This is a genomic window from Citrobacter sp. Cpo069 (assembly GCF_030332785.1).
Taxonomy (GTDB): Bacteria; Pseudomonadota; Gammaproteobacteria; order Enterobacterales; family Enterobacteriaceae; genus Citrobacter; species Citrobacter portucalensis.
Genome location: NZ_JAOWHD010000046.1, coordinates 283,083 through 298,919 on the forward strand (window position 1 = coordinate 283,083; position 15,837 = coordinate 298,919).

Consider the following 15,837-nt stretch of genomic DNA (forward strand, 5'->3'; position numbering starts at 1 on the left):
TTCACGTGAAAATCTGCTTAGTAGATGAAACAGGCGCCGGAGACGGCGCCTTATCTGTTCTTGCCGCCCGCTGGGGACTGGAACACGATGAAGATAACCTGATGGCGCTGGTGATGACGCCGGAACATCTGGAACTGCGCAAACGTGATGAACCCAAACTCGGCGGTATCTTCGTGGATTTCGTGGGCGGTGCGATGGCCCATCGGCGCAAATTTGGCGGTGGACGCGGTGAAGCGGTGGCGAAGGCGGTTGGCATTAAAGGCGATTACCTGCCGGATGTGGTCGATGCAACCGCAGGGCTGGGGCGCGATGCGTTTGTACTGGCCTCGGTAGGCTGCCGCGTACGAATGCTGGAACGTAATCCGGTAGTGGCGGCGCTGCTTGATGATGGCCTGGCGCGCGGCTATGCCGACCCGGAAATCGGTTCGTGGCTGCAGGAACGTTTACAGCTGATCCATGCGTCGAGTCTGACGGCGTTAACCGATATCACGCCGCGCCCGCAGGTGGTGTACCTCGATCCGATGTTTCCACATAAGCAGAAAAGCGCGCTGGTGAAAAAAGAAATGCGGGTGTTTCAGTCATTGGTGGGGCCGGATTTAGATGCGGATGGGCTGCTGGAGCCTGCGCGTCAGTTGGCCACCAAACGTGTGGTGGTGAAGCGCCCAGACTACGCGCCGCCGCTGGCGGATGTCGCCACGCCGAACGCGGTTGTGACGAAAGGGCATCGGTTTGATATCTACGCTGGGACAGCATAGTTTGTAGATCTGTGCGCTGTGCTGCCTGATGTGCTGCGCTTATCAGGCCTACGGCAGCGTGTCTTTGTAGGCCGGATAAGGCGTTAGCCGCATCCGGCTTGGTGCGCTGAACTGCCTGATGCGCTACGCTTATCAGGCCTACGGCAGCGTGTCTTTGTAGGCCGGATAAGGCGTTAGCCGCATCCGGCTTGGTGCGCTGTGCTGCCTGATGTGCTGCGCTTATCAGGCCTACGGCAGCGTGTCTTTGTAGGCCGGATAAGGCGTTAGCCGCATCCGGCATAACCTATTAAACAAACGGTGCCAGCGGGTCGGCAATCTCAAATGCTACTGCTCGGTCTGCTTTCGGTGGGTAAATCAGCTCGCTGACAATCGACACCTTCAGCTTCTTCGCTTCTGCGCGCGTCAGTTTCACCTGCTGATCCCATCCTTCGCTATACACCGCACCCCAGGCACCAAGATCCAGGCAGGTGACGTAGTTTTCCTGACGATATGGCAATGGCGCTACGTCCAACAGATCTGCCGCAGCGTTATTACCGGCAAATTTACCCAACAAAATAGCGTGCTGACAGGTCATTAACGCATGGTTGCCTTTGTCGTCGGTGGCGGCATAGGCCACATCGCCAGTGGCGTAGATATCATCGTGACCCACAACCTGCAGATTAGCATTCACATGCAGACGGCCCTGGCGATCGCGCGGGGCATTAATCTGTGCTGTCAGGTTATTAGCCTGCACGCCGACGGTCCAGATAACCGTCTGAGAGGCAATCACCTGCCCATCTTTCAGCGTGACGCCGGAGGCATCCACGCACTCTACTTCCGCATTGACCAGCCACTCGACACCCAGTTCTGCAGAGGCTTCGATAATCACGTCACGTAATTCCTGGCTCCAGCGTCCGCCTGGCTGAGCACCGCGTTCAACTACGACAACTCTGGTCTTAGCATCAGCGCCCAATATTTCGCGCAAACGACCCGGTAATTCCAGCGCCATCTCTATCCCGGTGAAACCACCACCACAGACCACCACGGTATTGCGAGCCTCACTTTCCGGTTGTAATGCCAGATTGTTAATGTGCTGCTCCAGTACGGCGGCGCTCTCGAGTTGGTCGAGGTCAAACGCGTGCTCGGCGGCACCGGCGACGGTATCGCGGTTAACGTGACTTCCGCTGGCGAGCACCAGGCGGTCATAGCGATGCAGATGAGTGTCACCGTTGGCATCTTTCCAGCTCACCTCTTTAGAGTCCGGGAGGATTTGCTCGACGTGACCTTGCAGGAAGTTGACGCCGGTAACGTCAAATAGCGGTTGCAGTGGTGCGACCAGCGTATGAACGGCGCTTTCATAAAAGCGTGGGCGGACACGCAGCTCCGGCTGTGGCGCAATTACTGTAATATCAATTGCCTGCTGATGTTTATCCGCCAGTCGTGCGGCGCTTAATGCTGCCCACATACCGGCAAAGCCGGCGCCCACGATCAGAATTTGTTTACGCATTGGGGTTTTCTCACTGGTGACTACGAATTATTTACTCGGATTTTATTTGTCGTAGTTATGAATTGCAATGCGATCGAGCTCCTTTTTGCCTTAAAGGGTGGTGTTTCTTGATTATCTGTTTGATAAATATGTATTTAAAGTTCTGTTGTGAAAAGGGGTTACTTTGCTGTCTGGAATGAATGAGATGAAAAAGCTACAATAAACTCAGATTCATTTTGGCTGAGATAAGAGAATGGCATTCTACAGTTCGGGAGTTGAGTACGGCATTCATAGCCTGATGTGTATGGTCGACAGTAAGGGCGACGCGCGGGATATGAGCGTGCGGGAAATAGCCGAACTGCAAAGCGTACCGTATGACTATCTGGCAAAAATTTTCACCCGTCTTTCCAAAGCGGGTCTGGTGCGCAGCATTGAAGGCAAAGGTGGCGGTTTCCAGTTAGCTAAACCCGCTGAACACATCACGGTGCTGGATGTGGTGAATGCTATTGATGGCGATAAGCGCATCTTTGAGTGTCGTGAAATTCGCCAGCGGCTGGCGGTATTTGAGGAGCATCCACCGGAGTGGGCCTGTGAAGGCATTTGTGGCGTGCGTTCGGTAATGGATATGGCCCAGCAGCGAATGGAAGAAGCGCTCGGCCAGCATACGATTCTGGACTTGGCGCGCAAAATGTACCGTAAAGCACCGGATACCTTTGTAGTGGAAGTGCAGGAGTGGATAGACGCGCGTAAAGGGTAGTGAGTGAAAATGCCCGATAGCGCAAGGCGAACGGGCATGTTGAATGTAGGCCGGATAGGGGCAATAGCCGCCATCAGGCACTGAAGGTTATTGCTCGGTGCTCGGCGTATTAATCATGCGGTTCAGCCATGGCACCATAATCGCCATCACGACCGTTACGGCCAGGGTGACAAGGCCAATCTTACTGAAGACGTTGGTATAGATAGGCAGCGTTTGCAGCGGGTCGGTGATGTTCTCTGGTACGGCGGTGAACGTAGCGACATAACCCCCCATCAGGAAGGCTGCGGCTTGTGTCAGGAACCACATCCCAAGAATGAAGCCCATCAGGTGTTGTGGCACGAGAGCGGCGACCATAGCCAGTCCCAGGGCGCTAATCAGCAGTTCACCCAGGCTCTGGAACAGATACACCAGCACGATAAACCACGGCGACGTCAGCCCTTGTGCATCGGCAAACCACATCCCGGCAGCGGCGGCCGTCAGGAAGCCCAATGAGCACAGGAACATACCGAGCGTAAATTTCATCGGCATGGTCAGATCTTTGCCTTTGTTGCCCAGACGGGTATAGATTGCGGCCAGTACCGGACTCGCCAGTACCACCCAGAACGGGTTCAGCGCCTGGAAGCTCACCGGGTTGATGGCGAAACCAAGAATTTCATGGTGTACGTTATTGATCGCAAAGAAGTTTAGCGATGTCGGCATCTGCGCGTACAGCACGTAGAACACCACCGCTTCCAGCATCAGGATAAAGGCCACGAACATCTTGTTGCGCCCGGTTTTATCCAGTTTGAATGCCTGACGGAAGAAGATGATGGTCACGGCAATCGACAGGACGATCAGCACCAGGTTGGCAATCTGCACGTTGTGCATCAGCCAGGCGCAGATAAATACCATCACTACCGTACCGGCCAGCACGTACAGCAGGTTACGGAAATTCAGTGGCTTATGGTCTGGCTCAGAGCCGATATTTTTCACCATTCCGCGGCAGGCAAAGTAGACCAGCAGCGCGACGATTAGTCCGGCTCCGCACAGGTTGTAAGTCACAGCATAGCCAAACTTATCGGCAATCACCGGCGCCAGCGACAGTGACAGCAGCGAACCGATGTTAATCGACATATAAAACAGGGTGAAAGCACCGTCCAGACGGGCGTCTTTAGGGGGATAGCATTTTGACAGCAGGCTTGCCGGGTTGGCTTTAAATAGCCCGTTACCAACGGCAATGGTACCCAAAGCAATAAAGATTAGATCCGGCTTAAGCAGCGACATCCCGGTCATGAAGTAGCCGATTGCCAGCACAATGGCACCGAGTACCAGCGTGCGTTTGGTGCCTAACAGGTGGTCGCCGACGTAGCCGCCGATCGAGATCAGGCCGTAAACCAGTGCGGCAAAGGCACCAAAGGTGACAAATGCCTGTTCTTGTGAAAATCCGAGCTGCTTAACAAAAAATACCGCCAGGATGCCCTGTACGCCGTAATAGCCAAATCGTTCCCATAATTCCACAAAGAAGATCATGAAGAACGGACGAGGTTGCTGCAGCAAGCCCGTAGGTGCAGTTTTATTCATATTCCATCGCCTTTCAAAGCCATCCCGAAAAGTATGAACGCGTATGCTTAAACGCGCCGAAAAAGTCTTATTTTGTTATAGACTGCGGTTATTGGCCGCAAGGGTAGAGTATTATAGAGATAGTTTTCGATCCAATTAGTTGATCACACTAATTATGATTTGTTTGTTGGATTGATGTACTAATTGTGACCGAATGATAAAAACAAAAACGCCCGCGAAGGCGGGCGTTTACAGGCTTAACGACTTGCAGTGGGCCGGGTTAACTTCCGGCGGCAAGCATTTTATGCTTCTTCGTCGTCACGCAGCGGAACAATCAACATGTCGACGTGGACGGTGTTGATCAGTTGGCGCGCGGAGGACATCAGTTTGCTCCAGAAATCCTGGTGGTGACCACAGACGACCAGATCCATGTCGTATTTTTTGATGGCATCAACCAGAACCTGACCCAGGTCGCCGCTACCGCTCAGGGTTTCGGTGATAGGGTAGCCTGCATTGGTGGACAGCTCGGTTAACGCGTGGTGGGTTTCTTCAGAAATGCGTTTCTGCATGTCGCCCAGATTCACGTCGATGAGCCCGGTGTACAGGTCGGAATAGTTTACGTCAACGTGGATAAGGGAGACTTTAGCATTGTAAGGTCGCGCCATAGAAACCGCTTTTTCAACCAGAACTTTGCTTTCCGGAGAAAGATCAACCGCGATAAGAATGTGTTTATAAGCCATAGTGTTACTCCTTCCATAAGTTGTCGATGACTAGCCTGCTGGCGTTATATGCCGCCGCGTCATCCGCGTCCTGCGAACCTTGTGCGCGGGGCTAGCCCAGTCGTAAAAAACGTACCATATAAGGACTATCCTTACATTATAGCGACCAGGATAATCCGTCAATCCGCCTTGCTTGCCAAATAGTTAAACAAATTTTTTAGTTAATTGCATTGATAGCGATTAACCTTATGGCAAAAAAATTAACTAATCTCCTACACTATCTAAAGAGGCGTTCGGATGCGTGATACTAACACGAACGGTTTCGGCTGCACTCTTCATTGAATGGTTTGGCAGGGTATCGGGGAGCGGTAGTCCCGGAAAGGAGTTCCGTGGGCGGGTCGCCGGGGAGGAGGTATGATAAGCACCATTGCATTATTCTGGGCTTTATGTGTCGTTTGCATTGTTAATATGGCGCGCTATTTTTCTTCGCTACGCGCACTGTTAGTGGTACTTCGTGGTTGCGATCCATTACTTTACCAGTATGTAGATGGAGGGGGCTTTTTTACCTCGCATGGGCAACCGAACAAGCAGATGCGTCTGGTGTGGTATATCTACGCTCAGCGTTACCGCGATCATCATGATGATGAATTTATTCGCCGCTGTGAGCGGGTTCGCGGTCAGTTCATTCTCACCAGCGCGCTATGCGGCCTGGTGCTAATCAGCATGGTTGCGCTGATTATCTGGCACTGATGCCAACAACAGATACAAAAAAAGCGGGTCAGCTTCCTGACCCGCTTTTTTACCGTGCATTCGCTTAGATAAGCTTCAGGGAGAGCCAGTACAGCACCCCGGAAAGAATAATCGCAGCTGGCAGGGTGAAGACCCAGGCCATCAGAATGCTGGTTACCGTTTTACGCTGCAATCCGCCGCCATCAACAACCATCGTCCCCGCAACGGAAGAAGAGAGAACGTGGGTGGTGGAAACGGGCATACCGGTGTAGCTGGCGAGACCGATAGAGACTGCGGCGGTCATCTGCGCCGACATCCCCTGGGCATAAGTCATGCCTTTCTTACCGATTTTCTCGCCGATGGTGGTGGCAACGCGACGCCAGCCAATCATCGTACCAATACCCAGCGCCAGTGCGACGGCCATAATGATCCAGATAGGCGCGTACTCAATGGTGCTCAGCATGTCGGCTTTCAGTTTTTTCAGCAGACGCTGATCGTCAGCGCTTACGCCAGGCAGCTTAACCACTTTATCGGTGGTATCAGAGATGCACAGCATAATACGGCGCAGCTGACCACGCTGTTCGACGCTTAACTTGTCGTAGGTTTCCAGGTTCGCCAGCATACCTTTCGCACGTTCCAGCGCGTTGATGGTATTCGCCGGGTGGCAATGGAACTCTGTCGTCGTCGCGGGTGCCGCGTCCGTCGGGGACGGAATCAGCTGGTCTACGCCTGTGGCCTGTTTAAGCAGGTCAGGGCGCTGCTGGAAGAAGACTTCGACGTTATTGATTGCATCACGGGTACGGGTAATCTCGTAACCGGAAGCATTCATATTCACCACGAAGCCTGCAGGCGCTACGCCAATCAGCACCAGCATCACCAGACCAATGCCTTTCTGCCCGTCGTTAGCGCCATGAGAGAACGCTACGCCGATAGCGGAGAGGATCAGTGCGATACGGGTCCAGAACGGCGGCTTTTTCTTGCCATCTTTCTTTTCACGTTCTGCTGGCGTCAGGTGGATACGGGCACGTTTTTTTGTACCGCTCCAGTAACGACGCAGAATGAAAATAAGACCGCCTGCAACCACCAGACCGACAATTGGCGAGATGATAAGCGAAGCAAAAATACCGATAACTTTCGGAATGTTAAGTGCGTCCACCACCGAGGTGCCGGTCATCAGTGCATTGGTTAAACCAATACCGATAATGGCGCCAATCAGCGTGTGGGAGCTGGATGCAGGTAAACCAAAGTACCAGGTACCCAGGTTCCAGATAATTGCCGCCAGCAGCATGGAGAACACCATGGCAAGGCCATGTGACGATCCCATATTAAGCAGCAGATCCGTTGGTAGCATATGCACGATGGCATACGCCACGCTGAGACCACCCAGCAAAACACCAAAGAAGTTGAACAACGCAGCCATGACCACCGCCAATTGCGAACGCATTGCACGGGTATAGATCACGGTTGCGACAGCATTGGCTGTGTCATGGAAGCCGTTAATTGCTTCGTAGAACAGCACAAAAGCCAGAGCAAGCAATAGTAAAAGCCCGGTATGTAAATCCAGGCCAGCAAACAAATGTAGCATAGGACGTTACGCCATTTTGAGGACATGAACGCGGCGCATTATCAGTGACTTTGGCGGCGCGGGCAAAGTGAAATATAGAGTTTTTTTGATTTGTCTCCTGCTTTGTTTTACACCACTAAAGAATTATCCTATATATTTCAGTTAAATACCCTTTATCGGTAGTTTGGTGCTGGTGCGACCACTGAGGAATCTTTACAATTCACACCCGCTTTTTAGAGAGGATCGCAACGTGGAAAGGTTTGATACCGTTATTATAGGCGCTGGCGCAGCGGGTATGTTTTGTGCCGCGCAGGCAGGACAAGCAGGTAGTCGAGTACTGCTTATTGATAATGGTAAAAAGCCAGGACGCAAGATTCTCATGTCTGGCGGGGGACGCTGCAACTTTACCAATCTTTATGTCGAACCGGCCGCCTATTTGAGCCAAAACCCCCATTTTTGCAAATCGGCACTGGCGCGTTACACGCAGTGGGATTTTATCGACCTGGTGGGCAAACACGGTATTGCCTGGCATGAAAAAACGCTGGGTCAGCTGTTCTGCGATGATTCCGCTCAGCAAATTGTCGATATGCTGGTAGACGAGTGTGAGAAAGGTAACGTAACTATGCGGTTACGGAGCGAAGTCCTGAGCGTGGTGCAGGATGATGAAGGTTTCACCCTCGAACTGAACGGCATGACGGTCGGCACGAAAAAACTGGTTATCGCTTCCGGTGGGCTTTCCATGCCGGGTCTGGGGGCAACGCCGTTTGGTTATAAAATTGCCGAACAGTTTGGTCTGAAGGTGTTGCCAACGCGCGCGGGACTGGTGCCCTTTACGTTGCATAAGCCACTGCTGGAGCAGCTTCAGGTGCTCTCTGGCGTGTCGGTCTCCTCCGTTATCACCGCCGAAGACGGCACCGTATTTCGTGAAAATCTGCTCTTTACACACCGAGGACTTTCGGGGCCAGCTGTTTTGCAGATTTCAAGTTTTTGGCAGCCAGGCGAATTTGTCAGCATTAATTTGTTGCCGGATGTTGACCTGACGAGTTTCCTCGACGAACAACGTAGCGCACACCCTAACCAGAGCTTAAAGAACACCTTAGCAATGCAGTTGCCAAAGCGTCTGGTGGAATGCTTGCAGCAGTTAGGGCAAATTCCTGACGTGTCTCTGAAGCAGCTTAACGTGCGCGATCAGCAAACGCTGGTTGAAACGCTGACCGAGTGGCGGGTGCAGCCGAACGGTACGGAAGGGTATCGTACCGCTGAAGTCACGTTGGGCGGCGTCGATACCAACGAGCTGTCATCGCGCACGATGGAAGCCCGCAAAGTGCCAGGGCTCTACTTTATCGGCGAAGTGATGGACGTCACCGGCTGGTTGGGAGGCTATAACTTCCAGTGGGCATGGTCGAGCGCCTGGGCATGTGCGCAGGATTTGGTATCTGAATAAGCGAAGACGATACGTTGAGCGTGGACCCGCTGCGTTTTACATAAAGCTCACTTGTGAAATTTGCCCGGTAAATGGATTGCCGGGCACGGTTTTTTGCCTGCAACATACCTGCTACAACCGAATAGACATATTGAATCCAGGTGTTAGTATTCAATAGACAGCAGTAATGAGTATGCGTGTTTCATTTCCGGCCAGGAACGCTGATGATGACAACATTACTACCCGATTTCACAGCATTTTCATCATTCACTTCCTTCGCGGCGCAGGTTGCTTACATGCCTGTCTGCTCTCTGGCCATTGTTTTTCATTCCTTCTCATCCCGGATGGAATCTCCCGCTGAATAGCTGTTCAGTGGGCTTTGTGACACGCATCGTTTGATAACAGGGATTACGGCGGGTCGAATATGGATAAGTTTAAACGTCATATGATGTGGTGGGTGGCGGGCATCCTGGTCGTGGTGGCCGCGATAGCATGGTGGATGCTGCGCCCTGCGGGAATACCGGAGGGGTTTGCAGCCAGCAATGGCAGAATTGAAGCTACCGAAGTGGATATTGCCACCAAGATTGCCGGGCGAATTGACACGATCCTCGTGTCGGAAGGGCAGTTTGTTCGTCAGGGCGAAGTGCTGGCGAAAATGGATACCCGCGTGCTGCAGGAGCAGCGGCTGGAAGCGGTAGCCCAAATCAAAGAGGCCGAAAGTGCGGTGGCGGCGGCGCGGGCGCTGTTAGAGCAGCGGCAAAGTGAAATGCGCGCCGCGCAGTCGGTGGTAAAACAGCGTGAGGCGGAACTGCAGTCGGTCTCTAAACGCCACGTCCGCTCCCGTTCGCTATCTCAGCGTGGGGCTGTGTCTGAGCAACAGCTGGATGACGACAGGGCTGCGGCAGAAAGCGCACGCGCTGCACTGGAATCCGCAAAGGCGCAGGTCTCTGCGGCAAAAGCCGCAATTGAAGCCGCCCGCACCAGTATCATTCAGGCGCAAACCCGCGTAGAAGCCGCGCAGGCTACCGAACGTCGTATTGCGGCTGATATTGATGACAGCGAGCTGAAAGCCCCGCGGGATGGTCGCGTACAGTACCGCGTAGCTGAACCTGGCGAGGTGCTTTCCGCGGGCGGTCGCGTGCTGAATATGGTCGATCTCAGCGATGTCTACATGACGTTCTTCTTGCCAACCGAACAGGCTGGTTTACTGAAGATTGGCGGAGAAGCGCGGCTGGTGCTGGATGCTGCGCCGGATCTGCGTATTCCGGCGACCATCAGCTTTGTGGCTAGCGTCGCGCAGTTCACGCCGAAAACGGTCGAAACCAGCGATGAACGGCTGAAACTGATGTTTCGTGTCAAAGCGCGTATCCCGCCAGAGCTGTTGCAGCAGCATCTGGAGTACGTGAAAACCGGTCTGCCGGGCATGGCGTGGGTGCGTGTTGATGAAAGTCGCGCCTGGCCTGACGACCTGGTGGTGAGGTTGCCGCAATGACGCATCTGGCGCTGGTTCCCGTTCCTCCCGTGGCGCACCTTGACGGCGTGAGTCAGCATTACGGGAAAACGGTAGCGCTGAACAATATCACGCTGGATATCCCTGCCCGCTGTATGGTGGGGTTGATTGGTCCGGATGGCGTCGGAAAATCGAGCCTGCTGTCGCTCATCTCCGGCGCGCGGGTCATTGAACACGGCAACGTGATGGTGTTGGGTGGCGATATGCGCGACCCAAAACATCGCCGGGATGTCTGCCCGCGCATTGCCTGGATGCCGCAGGGGCTGGGGAAAAACCTGTATCACACGCTGTCGGTATATGAGAACGTCGATTTCTTTGCCCGCCTGTTTGGGCATGACAAAGCGGAGCGTGAGGCGCGGATTACCGAGCTGCTGAATAGCACCGGACTGGCACCGTTTCGCGACCGTCCTGCCGGGAAACTCTCGGGCGGGATGAAGCAAAAGCTGGGGCTGTGCTGCGCGTTAATCCACGACCCGGAACTGTTAATTCTCGATGAACCCACCACCGGGGTCGACCCGCTGTCCCGCGCCCAGTTCTGGGATCTGATTAACAGCATTCGCCAGCGGCAGACCAACATGAGCGTGCTGGTTGCGACCGCTTATATGGAAGAAGCCGAGCGCTTTGACTGGCTGGTGGCGATGAACGCCGGGGAGGTGTTAGCTACCGGGAGCGCGCAGCAGCTACGTGAGCAAACCAACAGCAACACGCTGGAGCAGGCGTTTATCGCGCTGTTACCTGAAGCCCAGCGCCAGGCGCATAAACCGGTAGTGATCCCGCCGTATCACGCTGAGCAGGAAGAGATTGCCATCGAGGCGAAAAACCTGACCATGCGCTTCGGTAAATTTGTGGCGGTGGACCACGTTAACTTCCGCATTCCGCGCGGGGAAATCTTCGGTTTTCTCGGCTCCAACGGCTGCGGTAAATCCACCACTATGAAAATGCTCACCGGACTGCTGCCCGCAAGCGAAGGCGAGGCGTGGCTGTTTGGGCAAGCGGTTGACCCGAAAAATATCGATACCCGCCGCCGGGTAGGCTATATGTCGCAGGCATTTTCGCTCTACAACGAGCTGACCGTCCGGCAAAACCTCGAACTACATGCGCGGCTGTTCCATATCCCCGAAGCAGAAATCCCTGGGCGGGTGCAGGAGATGAGCGAGCGCTTTTCGCTGACCGATGTCGAAGATGCGCTGCCCGGTGCGCTGCCGTTGGGGATCCGTCAACGCCTGTCGCTGGCGGTGGCGGTGATCCATCGCCCGGAGATGCTCATTCTTGATGAACCGACCTCCGGGGTCGATCCGGTTGCGAGGGATATGTTCTGGCAACTGATGGTCGACCTGTCGCGCCAGGACAAAGTGACCATTTTTATCTCCACCCACTTTATGAACGAAGCGGAGCGCTGCGACCGCATGTCGCTGATGCACGCCGGAAAAGTACTGGCCAGCGGTACGCCGCAGGAACTGGTGAAACAGCGTGGAGCTGCCAGTCTGGAAGAGGCGTTTATCTCCTGGTTGCAGGAAGCGGCAGGCCCGGCGCCGGAAGCTCAGTTAGCGTCAGCCAATGTCCAGACAGTGCATGAAAACAGTAAGCCGCCGCGGCAAGGCTTTAGCCTGCGGCGCTTGTTCAGCTACAGCCGTCGTGAAGCGCTGGAGCTGCGACGTGACCCGGTACGTTCAACGCTGGCGCTGATGGGCACAGTGATCCTGATGCTTATCATGGGCTACGGCATCAGCATGGATGTGGAAAACCTGCGTTTTTCGGTGCTCGATCGCGACCAGACCGTCAGCAGCCAGGCGTGGACGCTGAATCTGGCGGGATCGCGCTATTTTATCGAACAACCGCCGCTCACCAGTTATGACGAGCTGGACAAACGGATGCGTTCAGGCGAAGTTGCGGTAGCAATTGAAATTCCGCCAAATTTTGGCCGCGACATCGCGCGTGGAACGCCGGTGAAGATTGGCGTCTGGGTCGATGGCGCAATGCCAAGCCGCGCTGAAACGGTCAGGGGGTACGTGCAGGCGATGCACCAGACCTGGCTGCAGGATGTGATGGCGCGCCAGCCAAATGCCAGCGGGCAAAACGGGCTGATGACCATTGAAACTCGCTATCGTTACAACCCGGATGTGAAGAGTCTGCCGGCAATTGTTCCGGCGGTGATCCCACTGCTGTTGATGATGATCCCTTCCATGCTCAGCGCCCTCAGCGTGGTGCGTGAGAAAGAGCTGGGGTCGATTATCAATCTGTACGTTACGCCCACGACCCGCAGCGAGTTTTTACTCGGCAAACAGTTGCCGTACATCGTGCTGGGCATGCTGAACTTCCTGCTGTTGTGCGCGCTGTCGGCGTTTGTATTCGGCGTTCCGCATAAGGGGAGCTTTGTGACCCTGACGCTGGCTGCGCTGCTGTACGTCACCATTGCCACCGGGCTGGGGCTGTTAATCTCCACGTTTATGAAAAGCCAGATCGCGGCCATTTTTGGTACGGCGATTATTACGCTGATCCCGGCGACGCAGTTTTCCGGAATGATCGATCCAGTTGCCTCGCTGGAAGGGCCGGGTCGGTGGATTGGTGAAATTTATCCGACCAGCCATTTTCTGACCATCGCGCGTGGAACGTTCTCTAAAGCGTTGGATCTGACCGATCTCTGGCAGCTGTTTATTCCGCTGGCGGTAGCCATTCCGGTGGTGATTGGTCTGAGCGTATTACTGCTGAAAAAACAGGAGGGGTGATGCGCCGATTACGCAATATTTATAACCTCGGCATCAAAGAGTTGCGCAGCCTGCTGGGTGACAAAGCGATGCTGACGCTGATCGTCTTCGCCTTCACGATTTCGGTTTATTCTTCCGCGACCGTCCTGCCGGGTTCGCTGCATCTGGCACCGATTGCTATTGCCGATATGGACCAGTCGCAGTTGTCGAATCGGATTGTGAACAGCTTTTATCGCCCGTGGTTTTTACCGCCGGAGATGATCACTGCCGATGAAATGGATGCCGGGTTGGATGCCGGGCGCTATACATTCGCCGTAAACATTCCGCCTGATTTTCAGCGTGATGTGCTGGCCGGGCGACAACCGGATATACAGGTTAACGTCGATGCCACGCGCATGAGCCAGGCGTTTACCGGCAACAGCTATATCCAGAATATCATCAGCGGCGAGGTGAACAGCTTTGTGGCGCGTTACCGCGATAACAATGAGCCGCCGGTGGCGCTGGAAATGCGCATGCGCTTTAACCCTAATCTGGAACCCGCTCGCTTTGGCGCGGTGATGGCGATCATCAATAACATCACTATGCTGGCGATTGTACTGACCGGTTCGGCGTTGATCCGCGAACGCGAGCACGGGACCATTGAACATCTGCTGGTGATGCCGGTGACGCCGTTTGAGATCATGATGGCAAAAATCTGGTCGATGGGGCTGGTGGTGCTGGTGGTTTCCGGTCTGTCGCTGATGCTGATGGTAAAAGGCGTGCTCGGCGTACCGATTGAAGGTTCGATACCGTTGTTTATGCTGGGCGTGGCGCTGAGCCTGTTCGCCACCACCTCGATCGGCATTTTTATGGGCACGCTGGCGCGCTCTATGCCGCAGCTGGGGCTGCTGATGATTCTGGTGCTGCTGCCGTTACAGATGCTTTCAGGTGGCTCCACACCGCGTGAAAGCATGCCGCAGGCGGTGCAGGACATTATGCTGACCATGCCGACTACCCATTTCGTCAGTCTCGCGCAGGCGATACTTTATCGCGGAGCCGGGTTTAGCATTGTCTGGCCGCAGTTTCTGACGCTGCTGGCGATTGGTAGCGCGTTCTTCCTGATAGCACTGCTGCGCTTCAGAAAGACGATTGGCACGATGGCGTAATCATTATTGCCGGGGGCGCTTCGCTTGCCTGGCCTACAAACGGTAACGGACGTAGGCCGGATAAGGCGTAGCCGCCATCCGGCATCCCGCAACGAAACAGGCAATTACTCTTCTTTCGGCAGGCACTGTAGATGGCCGTGGCGCACGCCGCGCTGGGAAATCACGTCATCGGCAAAATGCTGTACATCGCCCATGTCGCCTTTTAGCACGGCGATTTCCAGGCAGTCGTCATGGTTGATGTGCACGTGCAGCGTGGCGACCGATAAATCGTGGTGGTGGTGTTGGGTAGAAACAATACGGCTGGCCAGATCACGCTTTTCATGCTCATAAACATACGAGAGCACCGCGAAGCCCTGAGTGCCGTGTTCAAGCGTAGTTTCCTGCGCCAGTGCGCCACGCAGAATATCGCGGATCGCTTCGGAACGGTTGTTGTAGCCACGGCGCTGACTCAGGCCGTCGAGCGTTTCCAGTAAATCGTCATCGAGGGTAATGGTGACTCGTTGCATCTGCAGTTAACCTTTCATGTGGCGCGTTGGCGCACAGGGAGTAAGGGGAATAGCGTATTTTGTAACACACGTCCGGCATCCGGGGAAAAGGTTAATGCTCTCGTAATAAAAGCAGCAGGGTACTGACCTGTTCATCCAGCGGAGCGAGCGTATCTTTAACGATCAGATGCAAAGGCGTGGCGCGGCGAGCACCATGGCTTAACGGCAGTGGGCGTAAAAGCCCCTGATCAAGCTGCGTCTGAATACGTTCCTCAGGCAGCCAGCCGTAACCGACCTGATACATCACCGCATCAATCGCGGCATCAATGGTCGAGAAGGTCCAGGCATTACGCGCCGGTTGTTGTGGGTTATCGCGATCGGCAATGCGAATTAGGGGCCAGGCGCGTAATGCGTCTTCATTCAGCGGCGCATCCAGCATGCAGAGTGGGTGATCGCGGTGGGCCACGGCCACGAAGTCAATATTCATCAGCCATTCACCGCGTCCGGTGACATCCTGACGCCGGGTCAGGACCATTACGTCCGCATCGGCATGTGCTGCCAGTCGAGCATCACCATTCTCCAGGACTTCGGTCAGACGCACCTGCGTTTGCGGCCAGGCCTGCTGAAACTGTTTGAGAATGGCAAACAGGCGTTTGCGTGGGAAGATGCTATCTACCATCAAATCCAGCCGCGTTCGCGTACCGTTTTGTAACGTTGCGGCCCGGGTTTCCACCCATAAAAAGGCCTTCAGTAGCGGTTTGACCTGATTGAGCAATAGCTCTCCGGCCGGTGTCAGGACAGCCCTGCGCCCTTCCGGGGTCAGCAGCGTTACGCCAAGTCGCTCCTGTAACAGTGCCAGATTGTAGCTTACCGAAGACTGGCTACGGTTGGTCTCTTCCGCCGCTTTAGCGAAGCTGCCCAGCTCCACCACTTTCTCCAATAGGGCCCACTGCTCGAGGGTTGTTTTGTGCATAACTCATCTAATAATTGAATGAATTTGATGCAAACATAGCGTTATTCATCCAATTTTTGAAGCGTTAA

13 protein-coding genes are annotated in these 15,837 nt (G+C 54.5%); 7 read left to right on the forward strand and 6 right to left on the reverse strand.

From position 1 onward, the window contains the following. The first annotated feature begins 5 nt into the window (after window positions 1–5). Window positions 6–755, forward strand: a complete 750-nt coding sequence (gene rsmJ, locus OGY08_RS10930; RefSeq protein WP_048236969.1) for a 16S rRNA (guanine(1516)-N(2))-methyltransferase RsmJ — start codon at window positions 6–8, stop codon at window positions 753–755. 286 nt (window positions 756–1,041) lie between these two features. Here rsmJ and OGY08_RS10935 read toward each other — a convergent pair whose 3' ends face one another. After that, window positions 1,042–2,241 carry an NAD(P)/FAD-dependent oxidoreductase gene (locus OGY08_RS10935; protein WP_125362783.1) on the reverse strand — a complete coding sequence of 400 codons (1,200 nt, stop codon included), beginning with the start codon at window positions 2,239–2,241 and terminating at the stop codon, window positions 1,042–1,044. Between the two features lie 232 nt (window positions 2,242–2,473). Between OGY08_RS10935 and OGY08_RS10940 the strand changes: the two genes are divergently transcribed. Continuing rightward, window positions 2,474–2,977, forward strand: coding sequence for an RrF2 family transcriptional regulator (locus tag OGY08_RS10940; RefSeq protein WP_003023361.1), 504 nt, complete (start codon window positions 2,474–2,476; stop codon window positions 2,975–2,977). Between the two features lie 87 nt (window positions 2,978–3,064). On the opposite strand, the gene dtpB is transcribed toward OGY08_RS10940, so the two are convergent. Further along, on the reverse strand, window positions 3,065–4,537 hold the full coding sequence (gene dtpB, locus OGY08_RS10945; RefSeq protein WP_048215357.1) for a dipeptide/tripeptide permease DtpB: 1,473 nt from the start codon (window positions 4,535–4,537) through the stop codon (window positions 3,065–3,067). 281 nt (window positions 4,538–4,818) lie between these two features. Next, complete coding sequence (uspA, locus tag OGY08_RS10950) at window positions 4,819–5,256, reverse strand: universal stress protein UspA (RefSeq protein ID WP_003023368.1); 438 nt, start codon at window positions 5,254–5,256, stop codon at window positions 4,819–4,821. A 393-nt stretch (window positions 5,257–5,649) separates the two neighbouring features. Between uspA and uspB the strand changes: the two genes are divergently transcribed. Further along, window positions 5,650–5,985 (forward strand): universal stress protein UspB, encoded by a 336-nt coding sequence (uspB, locus tag OGY08_RS10955; protein WP_003023371.1) that lies wholly within the window; start codon window positions 5,650–5,652, stop codon window positions 5,983–5,985. Window positions 5,986–6,049: 64 nt separating this feature from the next. Here the strand turns inward: uspB and pitA are convergent, their stop codons facing one another. Then, window positions 6,050–7,549, reverse strand: a complete 1,500-nt coding sequence (gene pitA, locus OGY08_RS10960) for an inorganic phosphate transporter PitA (protein WP_003827471.1) — start codon at window positions 7,547–7,549, stop codon at window positions 6,050–6,052. A gap of 229 nt (window positions 7,550–7,778) precedes the next feature. Between pitA and OGY08_RS10965 the strand changes: the two genes are divergently transcribed. The 4 genes from OGY08_RS10965 (at window position 7,779) to OGY08_RS10980 (ending at window position 14,311) form a co-directional block, all read left to right on the forward strand. After that, on the forward strand, window positions 7,779–8,972 hold the full coding sequence (locus OGY08_RS10965; protein WP_125362784.1) for a BaiN/RdsA family NAD(P)/FAD-dependent oxidoreductase: 1,194 nt from the start codon (window positions 7,779–7,781) through the stop codon (window positions 8,970–8,972). Window positions 8,973–9,375: 403 nt separating this feature from the next. Continuing rightward, on the forward strand, window positions 9,376–10,443 hold the full coding sequence (locus tag OGY08_RS10970) for an HlyD family secretion protein (protein ID WP_003827499.1): 1,068 nt from the start codon (window positions 9,376–9,378) through the stop codon (window positions 10,441–10,443). Then, complete coding sequence (gene rbbA, locus OGY08_RS10975; RefSeq protein ID WP_125362785.1) at window positions 10,440–13,187, forward strand: ribosome-associated ATPase/putative transporter RbbA; 2,748 nt, start codon at window positions 10,440–10,442, stop codon at window positions 13,185–13,187. The genes OGY08_RS10970 and rbbA overlap by 4 nt, the downstream gene beginning before the upstream one ends. Then, window positions 13,187–14,311: an ABC transporter permease gene (locus tag OGY08_RS10980; RefSeq protein ID WP_020996068.1), complete on the forward strand. Its 1,125-nt coding sequence runs from the start codon at window positions 13,187–13,189 to the stop codon at window positions 14,309–14,311. Before rbbA ends, OGY08_RS10980 begins: the two co-directional genes overlap by 1 nt. A 104-nt stretch (window positions 14,312–14,415) precedes the next feature. Here the strand turns inward: OGY08_RS10980 and nikR are convergent, their stop codons facing one another. Beyond that, entirely contained in the window at window positions 14,416–14,817 is a 402-nt protein-coding gene (gene nikR, locus OGY08_RS10985; RefSeq protein WP_003827507.1) for a nickel-responsive transcriptional regulator NikR, read from the reverse strand. 91 nt (window positions 14,818–14,908) lie between these two features. Next, window positions 14,909–15,769, reverse strand: a complete 861-nt coding sequence (locus OGY08_RS10995) for a LysR family transcriptional regulator (protein ID WP_125362786.1) — start codon at window positions 15,767–15,769, stop codon at window positions 14,909–14,911. Between the last annotated feature and the right edge of the window lie 68 nt (window positions 15,770–15,837).

Bases quoted from the DNA above. Each gene is read 5' to 3' on its own strand.
- rbbA (WP_125362785.1), top strand. From the start codon at position 10,440: ATGACGCATCTGGCGCTGGTTCCCGTTCCTCCCGTGGCGCACCTTGAC.
- uspB (WP_003023371.1), top strand. From the start codon at position 5,650: ATGATAAGCACCATTGCATTATTCTGGGCTTTATGTGTCGTTTGCATT.
- OGY08_RS10970 (WP_003827499.1), top strand. From the start codon at position 9,376: ATGGATAAGTTTAAACGTCATATGATGTGGTGGGTGGCGGGCATCCTG.
- OGY08_RS10940 (WP_003023361.1), top strand. From the start codon at position 2,474: ATGGCATTCTACAGTTCGGGAGTTGAGTACGGCATTCATAGCCTGATG.
- OGY08_RS10980 (WP_020996068.1), top strand. From the start codon at position 13,187: ATGCGCCGATTACGCAATATTTATAACCTCGGCATCAAAGAGTTGCGC.
- OGY08_RS10935 (WP_125362783.1), bottom strand. From the start codon at position 2,241: ATGCGTAAACAAATTCTGATCGTGGGCGCCGGCTTTGCCGGTATGTGG.
- pitA (WP_003827471.1), bottom strand. From the start codon at position 7,549: ATGCTACATTTGTTTGCTGGCCTGGATTTACATACCGGGCTTTTACTA.
- dtpB (WP_048215357.1), bottom strand. From the start codon at position 4,537: ATGAATAAAACTGCACCTACGGGCTTGCTGCAGCAACCTCGTCCGTTC.
- uspA (WP_003023368.1), bottom strand. From the start codon at position 5,256: ATGGCTTATAAACACATTCTTATCGCGGTTGATCTTTCTCCGGAAAGC.
- OGY08_RS10995 (WP_125362786.1), bottom strand. From the start codon at position 15,769: ATGCACAAAACAACCCTCGAGCAGTGGGCCCTATTGGAGAAAGTGGTG.
- nikR (WP_003827507.1), bottom strand. From the start codon at position 14,817: ATGCAACGAGTCACCATTACCCTCGATGACGATTTACTGGAAACGCTC.